The 1173-nt window shown below is 48.3% G+C and carries 1 protein-coding gene; it reads left to right on the top strand.

Annotated features, from left to right (window positions below; all coding sequences use genetic code 11):
* Positions 1-72 precede the first annotated feature (72 nt).
* Complete coding sequence (locus BM155_RS16710; RefSeq protein WP_074904459.1) at positions 73-1041, top strand: IS30 family transposase; 969 nt, start codon at positions 73-75, stop codon at positions 1039-1041.
* Positions 1042-1173: the final 132 nt, after the last annotated feature.

Genomic DNA, 1173 nt, shown 5'->3' with positions numbered 1-1173 from the left:
TAATAAGTGCAATTGGTAAAGGGACGGCCAGCTGGTAGAGTTGCGCCTTTCCCCGCCAAGAGAAAAGCACTGATGAACTACAACCAGCTGACCGAGAATGAACGATACCAGATCTACAGCCTGAAAACAGCCGGGCACTCTCAAGTTGAGATTGCCAAAAACCTGGGGCGACATCCTTCCACAATCAGCCGTGAGCTACGCCGTAACGCTGGACAGAGAGGATACCGTCCAGGGCAGGCACAAAAGTTTTCCGACACCAGGAGGCATGAAGCGTACAAGGCTCGAAAGATAACCGGTGAGGTGCGGGGTCAGATAGAAGTGTTAATTCGCCAGGAATTGAGTCCACAGCAAGTGGTGAGTTACCTGGAAAGACACACAGGGGTGTCTCTGCATCACGAGACGATCTATCAGCTGATCTATGCCGACAAAATCAGTGGTGGAGATTTATACACTCACTTGCGAATCGCCTCAAAGCCCTACCGCAAGCGTTATGGCAGCAGAGACCGGCGCGGAAGGATCAAGAACCGTGTAAGCATAGAAGAGCGGCCCGCTATTGTAGAGCGCTGTGGCAGAGTAGGCGACTGGGAAGGCGATACCATTATCGGCAAAGGACGCAAGGGGGCGCTGCTGACCATGGTTGAGAGAAAGACGCTTTACACAGTTATTGTTCGCTTAACTGGGAAAAAAGCTGATCTGTTAGCCAGTGCCGCAGTTGATCACATGATACACCTGAAAGATAAGATCAAAACGATCACGTTTGACAATGGGCTAGAGTTTGCTGAGCACGGTGTGATAGCGAAAGGATTAGATGCGGACATCTATTTTGCTCACCCCTATGCATCCTGGGAGAGGGGGATCAACGAAAATACCAACGGCCTCATTCGGCAGTACTTTCCGAAGGATACAGATTTTACCAAGGTGACAGATGAGGAAGTTCAATTTGTTATGGAGCGCTTAAACGGTAGACCAAGAGCAAGTAGAGGCGGCCGGTCGCCGAATGAGTTATTTATGGGGCAGCGAGACGATTTGCTCGCTGCATAAAAATTTGCACTTATTACTTGAAACCAAGAATAAAATTATTAATACTAGTTTGTATCTAGTTATCCAGTTCATATTATCTACTCCTCAATTCTTTATCCGCTTTTCCCATGACCTTAGCCATCTGGCTTTTCT

Origin of the sequence: Microbulbifer thermotolerans (assembly GCF_900112305.1) — a bacterium.
Lineage (GTDB): Bacteria > Pseudomonadota > Gammaproteobacteria > Pseudomonadales > Cellvibrionaceae > Microbulbifer > Microbulbifer thermotolerans.
Note: the sequence above shows the minus strand (reverse complement) of the source record. Positions and strands in the feature narration are given on the sequence as shown.